This is a genomic window from Poseidonocella sp. HB161398, from assembly GCF_005870025.1.
Classification (GTDB): domain Bacteria; phylum Pseudomonadota; class Alphaproteobacteria; order Rhodobacterales; family Rhodobacteraceae; genus Mangrovicoccus.
In genome coordinates this window covers 1-7,890 of record NZ_VATA01000131.1, presented here as the reverse complement: position 1 = coordinate 7,890, position 7,890 = coordinate 1, and the positions used below count along the sequence as shown (strand labels likewise).

Annotated in this window: 5 protein-coding genes and 2 pseudogenes; 3 read left to right on the top strand and 4 right to left on the bottom strand. The window is 70.0% G+C overall.

Going from position 1 to position 7,890, the window contains the following annotated elements; all coding sequences use genetic code 11:
* The 4 genes and pseudogenes from FGX59_RS35265 to FGX59_RS35250 all read right to left on the bottom strand — a co-directional run.
* A pseudogene (locus FGX59_RS35265) lies at positions 1-350 on the bottom strand (electron transfer flavoprotein subunit beta/FixA family protein); the annotation flags it as partial.
* A 119-nt stretch (positions 351-469) separates the two neighbouring features.
* Positions 470-1,804, bottom strand: coding sequence for an aspartate aminotransferase family protein (locus tag FGX59_RS35260; protein WP_138473227.1), 1,335 nt, complete (start codon positions 1,802-1,804; stop codon positions 470-472).
* The gene (locus FGX59_RS35255; RefSeq protein ID WP_138473226.1) at positions 1,801-2,559 is read right to left on the bottom strand and encodes a 3-keto-5-aminohexanoate cleavage protein; all 759 of its coding nucleotides are present in this window, start codon (positions 2,557-2,559) and stop codon (positions 1,801-1,803) included. The genes FGX59_RS35260 and FGX59_RS35255 overlap by 4 nt, the downstream gene beginning before the upstream one ends.
* 3 nt (positions 2,560-2,562) lie before the next feature.
* Positions 2,563-4,971 carry an FAD-dependent oxidoreductase gene (locus FGX59_RS35250; protein ID WP_138473224.1) on the bottom strand — a complete coding sequence of 803 codons (2,409 nt, stop codon included), beginning with the start codon at positions 4,969-4,971 and terminating at the stop codon, positions 2,563-2,565.
* Between the two features lie 144 nt (positions 4,972-5,115).
* Between FGX59_RS35250 and FGX59_RS35245 the strand changes: the two genes are divergently transcribed.
* From FGX59_RS35245 to FGX59_RS35235, 3 genes and pseudogenes are all read left to right on the top strand, one after another.
* Entirely contained in the window at positions 5,116-6,003 is an 888-nt protein-coding gene (locus tag FGX59_RS35245; protein ID WP_138473222.1) for a MurR/RpiR family transcriptional regulator, read from the top strand.
* Between the two features lie 261 nt (positions 6,004-6,264).
* Positions 6,265-7,239, top strand: a complete 975-nt coding sequence (locus tag FGX59_RS35240) for a TAXI family TRAP transporter solute-binding subunit (protein WP_138473220.1) — start codon at positions 6,265-6,267, stop codon at positions 7,237-7,239.
* Positions 7,240-7,314: 75 nt separating this feature from the next.
* Positions 7,315-7,890: pseudogene (locus FGX59_RS35235) on the top strand (C4-dicarboxylate ABC transporter); the annotation flags it as partial.

The following is a 7,890-nucleotide window of genomic DNA, read 5'->3' as shown; positions in this document are numbered from 1 at the left end:
ACCAGCTGCGGCTGCTCCTCTTCGACGATCTTCGCGAGGATCTTGGCGACGGCGAGCGGCTCGATGTCCTGGTGGACGTCCTCGGCCGCCTCGACCAGGATCGCCCGGTCGGCGCCCATGGCAAGCGCGGTGCGCAGCGTCTCCTGCGCCTGCTTCACGCCGACGGAGACGGCGACGATCTCGGTGGCGACGCCCTTCTCCTTGAGCCGGATGGCTTCCTCGACGGCGATTTCGTCGAACGGGTTCATCGACATCTTGACGCTGGCGAGGTCGACACCGCTGCCATCCGCCTTCACGCGGACCTTCACGTTGTAGTCGATCACCCGCTTAACGGGCACGAGGATCTTCATGGGAACTCTCTTCTGTCTCTGGTGCCGGACACTCGACCGGCGATTAACAGGGCAGGCCGCGGCCAGCGTCCGCCTGCAGGCGGCGGACGGCGCATGGGCCTGCGTGATGGTGGCAAGGATCAGGCGGCGACAGCGGCGATGACGTGATCGACCGCCCGCGAGAGCCGCTCGACCAGCTCGTCGAGCTCTGCCCCGGTTGCGATGAAAGGCGGCGCCAGCAACACGTGATCGCCGTTCCGGCCGTCGCGGGTGCCGGGCATCGGATAGCAGATCAGGCCTTCGGCAAGCGCGGCCTTCTTCAGCTTGCCGGCAATGCCGAGCGCGGGGTCGAAGGGCGCCTTTGTCTCGCAGTCGGCGACGAATTCCAGCCCGCGGAACAGGCCGCGTCCCCGGATATCGCCGATATGCGGATGCTGGCCGAACCGGGCGGCGAGCTTCGTTTCCAGGCTGGCGCCGAGGCCGCGGACGCGGGCGGGCAGGTCGCGCTCCAGCATCTCCTGCACGACCGCGAGGCCCGCCGCTGCCGCGACCGGATGGCCCATATAGGTATGGCCGTGCTGGAAGAAGCCCGAGCCGGCGGCGATCGTGCCGTAGACCGCCTTGGAGCAGAGCATCGCCCCGATCGGCTGGTAGCCTGCGCCGAGCCCCTTGGCGATGGTCAGGATGTCGGGCGCGACGCCCTCGGCCTCGCAGGCGAAGAGATGGCCGGTCCGCCCCATGCCGCACATGACCTCGTCGAGGATCAGCAGCACGCCGTAGCGGTCGCAGATCTCGCGGACGCGCCTGAAATAGCCGGGCACGGCCGGGACCGCGCCGAGCGTCGCGCCGACCACCGGCTCGGCGATGAAGGCCATCACGCTGTCAGCGCCGAGCCGCAGGATCTCGGCTTCCAGCTCGTCGGCGACCCGCTGGCCATAGGCCTCCGGGGTCTCGTCCGGGCTGCGTTCGGCATACTCGTAGCAGGGCGCGATATGGCTCATCTCGACGAGGAGCGGCGCGAATTGCGCGCGCCGCCAGGCATTGCCGCCCGCCGAGAGCGCGCCGATCGTGTTGCCGTGATAGCTCTGGCGCCGGGCGATTAGATGGCGGCGCTGCGGTTCGCCGCGCTCGACATGGTACTGGCGGGCGAGCTTGATCGCCGCCTCCACGGCTTCGGAGCCGCCCGAGACGAAATAGACCCGGTCCAGTTCGCCCGGGGCGTTGGCGATCAGCAGCTCGGCGAGCTTCTCCGCCGGCTCGGAGGTGAAGAAGCCGGTATGGGCGAAGGCGAGCTGGTCGATCTGGGCCTTGACCGCCTCGCGGATGCGGGCATTCGAATGGCCGAGGCAGGAGACCGCCGCGCCGCCCGAACCGTCCAGATAGCGGCGGCCGTCCGCGTCGATCAGGTAGCAGCCATCGCCGCCGACGGCGGTGGGCAGGTCTGCGTGGCAGTGGCGGGGGAAGACGTTGCTCATGGGTCCTGGCTTTCGAGGAGGGTGCGGAGCGCTGCGACCGAGGCCGCGTTGTCGGGATGGACCGTGCCGTCGGGCGCGGCCAGGCTGTTCTCGAACCCGGCCCGCAGCTTGCCGCCCCGGCGGGCGGCGGCGGCCAGGCAGGCATGCTCGCCCGGGCCGAAGGCGCAGACGGTCCAGTCGGCGGCGTCGGGCATCGCGGCGAGGAAGGGATCGAGATCGGCCGGAGAGGAGACCTGCCCCGGCGCGTAGCGGCCGAGGACGAAGATCACCGCCTGCTGCGCCGGCCGGACGATGCCGCGGGCCTGCCAGTCGCGCAGCTGCGCGATGTCGGCGGTGTCGTAGAGGATGTGCTGCACCTCGGTCCCGGCCTCGGCGCAGGCGGCATAGACCCGCGGCGCCAGATCCGGATCGCGGGCGATCTCGCGCACCGAGACCGAGGCGCGGGCGGGGCGGACCGCCTCCAGGCAGGCGAGCTGCGCCGGGACGCCGAAGACGCCCGCGGCTTCCGTGGTGATCTGCACCGGCAGGGCCGGGACCTGCGCCCCGAGCTCGGCCAGCGCCTCGCGGTAGCGCCCGGCATCGAGCGAGTGCCCGCCCGCGCTGTCGCGGACATGGAGATGGAGCGCATCGGCCCCGGCGGCATGGCAGGCCCGCGCCGTCGCCACGATCTCGGGCAGGGTGACGGGCAGGGCGGGATGATCCGCCTTGCCGCGGCGCGCCCCGTTGGGCGCGACCATGACATGGGGCCGGCACATGGCTCAGGCCTCCGCGGGCACGGGCTTCATCCGCGCGCCTTCGGGATCGAAGAGCGGCCCGCAGGTGACGGTCGCCTCGAAGAGCGTCCGCGCGATGTCGACCTGCACGCGGGTGCCGTCGGCCAGCGGGTGATGCAGATGGGCCAGCGCGACCGGCTTGCCGATGCGGTAGCCGAAGGCGCAGGAGGAGGTCTGGCCGACGATCTTGCCGTCGAGATAGACCGGCTCGTGGCCGAGCGGCACTGCCGTCCCGTCATCGAGGGTCAGCGAGACGATGCGCGCGGTCTCGCCCGAGGCGCGGGCGGTCTCCACCGCATCGGCGCCGATATAGCCGCCCGCCTTGCGCAGCGCGAAGCCGAGCCCGGCCGCGATCGGGGTCACGTCGCTGTCGAGTTCGTGGCCCATGGCGCAGAAGCCCTTCTCGATCCGCATCGAGCTCTGGGCGAAGAGGCCGGCGGGAACCGCGCCCTCGGCGGTCAGCGCGGCATAGAGCCGGGAGGCCTCGGCGGCGGCGCAGGTGATCTCCCAGCCGGCCTCGCCGACATAGGAGAGCCGCGCCGCGGTAACGTCGATCCCGGCGATGCGGGCCGGGGCGACCTTGAAATAGCCGATCCCGTCCAGCCCTTCGGCCCCGCAGGCGGCGGCGATCCGGGCGGCGTCGGGGCCCATCAGGCCGAGCGTCGCGTAGTCCTCGGTGACATCGGCCAGGGCGACGTCGAAGCCCTCGGAATGGCGGCGGAACCAGGCCAGGTCGCGCTTGATCGCGTTGGTGCCGACGAAGAGCCTGTAGCGCTCGGCGCCGAGGCGCTGCACGGTGATGTCCGACTCGAAGGTGCCGCGGTCGTTGAGCACGGCCGTGTAGATGACCGAGCCGGGCTTGCGGCCGACATGGCCCGCGCAGACCCGCGCCAGGAAGGCCTCGGCCTCTGGGCCGGTCACGTCGATCTTGCCGAAGGGCGAGGCGTCGAAGATCGCCGCCTTCTCATGCGCGGCCGTCACCTCGGCCTCGACATTGCCGAACCAGTCGGGGCGGCCGAAGGTCATCTGCGGCTCTTCGGTCTTGCCGAAATAGAGCGGCCGCTCCCAGCCGTAGACCTGGCCCATATGCGCGCCCGCCTTGCGGTACTCGGCATCGAGCGGCAGGCGGCGCAGGTCGCGCGCGGTCTTCAGCTGCTTGCCCGGATAGGCGATGTCGTAATGCGTGCCGAGGATCTCCGGCGCGCGGGCCATCAGGTGCTCGACCGAGTTGAAGACCGGGGCGAAGCGCTTGGCGTCGGCCTCGCTGAGGTCATAGGCGGTGCGGCCATGGACGATCGCATGGGCCAGGTTCATCCCCGCGCCGCCGCCCGAGGCGATGCCGACCGAGTTCAGGCCACAGCCCAGGAAGAGGCCGCGCGTCTCGGCGGTCTCGCCCAGCATGAAGGTGCCGTCGGGGGTGAAGCTCTCGGGCCCGTTCAGCAGCATCTTGACCTCGGCCGTTTCCAGCGCGGGCAGCCGGTGCAGCGCGTTCATCATCATCGGCTCGAAATGGTCCCAGTCCTCGGGCAGGAGGCCGAATTCGAAGGTCTCGTTCAGCACGTCCGGGGCGATCGGCTTGCCCATCGGCTCGAAGCAGCCGACCAGCAGCCCGCCGCTGTCGTCGCGGATATAGAGGTGGTTGTCGTGGTCCGAGAGGGTCGGCGTGTTGCCGACGATGCCGTCGATCGGCTTGGTGAGCAGGTAGAAATGCTCGCAGGCCAGCGCCGGGACCTCGGCCCCCGCCATCGCTCCGACCTCGCGCGACCAGAGCCCGGTGCAGAGCGCGATCGCGTCGCACATCACGGTGCCCTTGTCGGTCTCGACGCCGGTGATGCGGCCGTTCCCGGTGAGGATGCCGGTCACGCCGGTGCGTTCGAAGATCTTCGCCCCGAGCGATTTCGCGCCCTTCACCAGCGCCGCGCAGACATCCGAGGGCGAGACCCGGCCGTCATCGGGCGACCAGACCGCGCCGAGCACGTCCTCGGCATTCATCAGCGGCCAGCGCTCCTTGGCCTCCCCGGCCGAGACCGACCAGGCGTCGATCCCGTAGGCATGCGCCAGCGCCTCCTGGCGCTTCACATGGGTCAGCCGGTCCTGGGTCGTCGCGATCGACAGCGAGCCCTTCTGGATCCAGCCGACGGACTGGCCGGTCTCCTTCTCCAGCTGGGAATAGAGGTCGACCGAATACTGGATCATCCGGGTCAGGTTGCGCGAATGGCGCAGCGCGCGGACCTGTGCCGCGGAGTGCCAGGTGGTGCCCGAGGTCAGCGCGTTGCGCTCCAGCAGGATCGCGTCGGTCACGCCCATCTTGGCGAGGTGGTAGAGCGTGGAGCAGCCCATGATGCCGCCGCCGATGACGACGACCGAGGCGTGGGAGGGAAGGGTGTCGGCCATGTGAGGTCCCTGAGGTCTGGTGCACCGGTCGATCCGCGGCCGGCTGTTCTGCGGGCAAATCTTGCGCCCGGAACGAAAACAGTCAATGTTGGCAGAAAATAACGTTTGTACTGGAAATGAAGCGGGCTGCAGACCGGAGGCGCCATGGATCCGACACTGAAGAATCGCGTGATATCAGAGCTCAAGGCGGTGATCCCCGAGCTGCCGCGGGGGCTGAGGACGGTCGCGAAGTATGTCGTGGACCATCCGTCGGATTTCGGGCTCGACTCGATCCGCGAGACGGCGCGCAAGGCCGGGGTCAGCACCTACACCCTCGTGCGGCTCGCCGAGCGCATGGGATTCTCCGGCTATGACGAGATGCGCGACCCGTTCCGCCACGCCCTGGTTTCGACCGCCGCCGGGCTGGAACAGCCGCAATGGGTGGAGCGGCTGGAGGAGGCCGGCGCGCTCGGGCGGGTCCAGGCGGAGGCCTCGGTGAATGCCATGGCGATCGTCCAGCGCTCGCTGGAACGGCAGGGGGCGGCGCAGATGCAGCGCGTGGCCGACCTGCTGATCGGCGCGCGATCGGTCTATCTGACGGCTGTCCGGGCAAGCTACGGCATGGCCTACTACCTGCACTATGTCGGGCAGATGGCGCTGCCTTCGCTGCAGCTGGTGCCGCGCCACATGAACAGCGCGATCGACGAGCTGCACCAGGCGGGCGAGGGCGACGTGCTGATCGCCATCATGGTAACGCCCTATTCCCGCGAGACAATCGAGGCCTGCCGCTTCGCCCGCCGCAAGGGGATGAAGCTGGTGCTGATTGCCGATAGCGAGATCGTCTCGCCGGATCTGCAGGCCGACGAGACGCTCGTCGCCGCGGTGATCTCGACCTACCATTTCGGCTGCTATGCCGGGCTGGTCGCGGTGATCGAGATGCTGCTCGCGCTGCTGGTCGAACGCGGCGGCGAGGCGGCGCGCGCGCGCATCCGCTCCTACGAGGAGCTGCGCCGCGACACCCAGGCCTATTGGAGCGCGGGCAAGCCCCGCTGAGCGCCCTGCGCGGTCCGTCTCCCGGCCGGCCGCGGGGACAGGCCCGCCCCGGCCCAGAGCCGGGGCCTCCTCGCCGCTGCCGCCCGGCCGGGCAAGCGCGACTCGGGCCGTCGCCTCTCCTGTAGGCAGGTGCCAAAAAAAACATCAGTTTTGTCGTGACATCGCTGCGCGGATCGGCAAATCCTCGGGACCAGACGGCAGGACGCGGCGGATCGCGCCGCCTGCCGCAGCAGAACACGCGATCCCGACACGGAGACCACCATGATCTTTCCGAAGGCCCTTTCCGGGCTGACCCTGGCTGCCGCGCTGTTCGGCGCCGCCCCTGCCGCCATGGCGCAGGACCAGCATTTCGTCACCATCGGCACCGGCGGCGTGACCGGCGTCTACTACCCGACCGGCGGCGCCATCTGCCGGCTGGTGAATGCCGCCCGCGCCGAGAACGGCCTGCGCTGCACCGTCGAGTCGACGGGCGGCTCGGTCTACAACGTCCGCACCATCCGCCAGCACGAGCTCGATTTCGGCGTCGTGCAATCCGACGTCCAGGCCGCGGCGATTGCCGGCACCGGCGCCTTCGAGGGCGACGGCGCCTATGAAGGGCTGCGCGCGATGTTCTCGATCCATCCCGAGCCGCTGCACGTCATGGCGCGCAAGGATGCCGGGATCGAGACCGTCGCCGATCTGGCGGGCCACAAGGTGAATATCGCCAATCCCGGCTCGGGCACCCGCGTGCTGGCCGAGACGCTGATGGCCTATTCCGACCTGAGCGCGGATGATTTCTCGCTGGCGGCAGAGCTCGGCTCGGCCGAGCAGGCCTCCGCGCTCTGCGACGGCAATATCGACGCGACGATCTGGGCGGCGGGCCTGCCGAACGGGTCGAGCCAGGAGGCGACCTCCACCTGCGACGTGGCGATCCTGCCGCTCGAGGGCGAGAATATCGACCGCCTGCTGGCCGAGAACCCCGCCTATGCCGCCGCGACGATCCCCGGCGGCATGTATTCCGGCAACCCCGACGACATCCCCTCCTGGGGCCCGCGTGCGACCTTCGTGACCTCGGCCGACACGCCCGATGACGTGGTCTATGCCGTGGTGAAGGCGGTCTTCGACAATTTCGACGACTTCAAGCGCCTGCACCCGGCCTTCGCACGGCTCGACGAGGCGGAGATGATCTCCTCCGGTCTGACCGCGCCGCTGCACCCCGGCGCGCTGCGCTACTACCAGGAGCGCGGCTGGAAGTAATCCGCCGCTCGTCCCGAAGGCCCGTCCGATGTCCCCCGGACGGGCCTTTCCCGTTGCCTGTCGCGAGGACCTGCCTTGACCCCGAAGACCGAGACCTCCGCCGCCGCGGCCGGAGACCTGATGGCCGAAGCCGATACCGGCGCCCGCGCCCCCACCCGCGCCCTCGACCGGCGCGTCCTGTGGTTCGTGCCGCTCTGCTGGTCGCTGTTCCAGCTCTGGATCGCCTCGCCCTTGCCCTACGAGCTGGGCGTGCTGGTGGTCAACAACGCGCAGGCGCGCTCGATCCACCTGGCCTTCGCGGTCTTCCTGGCCTTCACCGCCTTCCCCACCACCGCGCGCGGCCCGCGCCATGCGATCCCGGTCCGGGACTGGGCGATGGCGCTTCTGGGCGCCTTCTGCGCGGGCTATCTCTTCCTCTTCTGGGACGGGCTGGCCGCGCGGTCCGGGGCGCCGACCAGCGCTGATATCGGCTTTGCCTGCCTCGGCGTGGTGCTGCTTCTCGAAGCGGCGCGACGCTCGCTCGGCCTGCCGCTGATGGCGGTGGCGGCGGTCTTTCTGGCCTATGTCTTCTTCGGCTCCTGGGACGGGCTTCCGGACGTGATCCGCTGGCGCGGCGCCTCGGTCGAGCGCGCGATGAGCCATTTCTGGCTG

Bases quoted from the DNA above. Each gene is read 5' to 3' on its own strand.
- FGX59_RS35260 (WP_138473227.1), bottom strand. From the start codon at position 1,804: ATGAGCAACGTCTTCCCCCGCCACTGCCACGCAGACCTGCCCACCGCC.
- FGX59_RS35255 (WP_138473226.1), bottom strand. From the start codon at position 2,559: ATGTGCCGGCCCCATGTCATGGTCGCGCCCAACGGGGCGCGCCGCGGC.
- FGX59_RS35245 (WP_138473222.1), top strand. From the start codon at position 5,116: ATGGATCCGACACTGAAGAATCGCGTGATATCAGAGCTCAAGGCGGTG.
- FGX59_RS35240 (WP_138473220.1), top strand. From the start codon at position 6,265: ATGATCTTTCCGAAGGCCCTTTCCGGGCTGACCCTGGCTGCCGCGCTG.
- FGX59_RS35250 (WP_138473224.1), bottom strand. From the start codon at position 4,971: ATGGCCGACACCCTTCCCTCCCACGCCTCGGTCGTCGTCATCGGCGGC.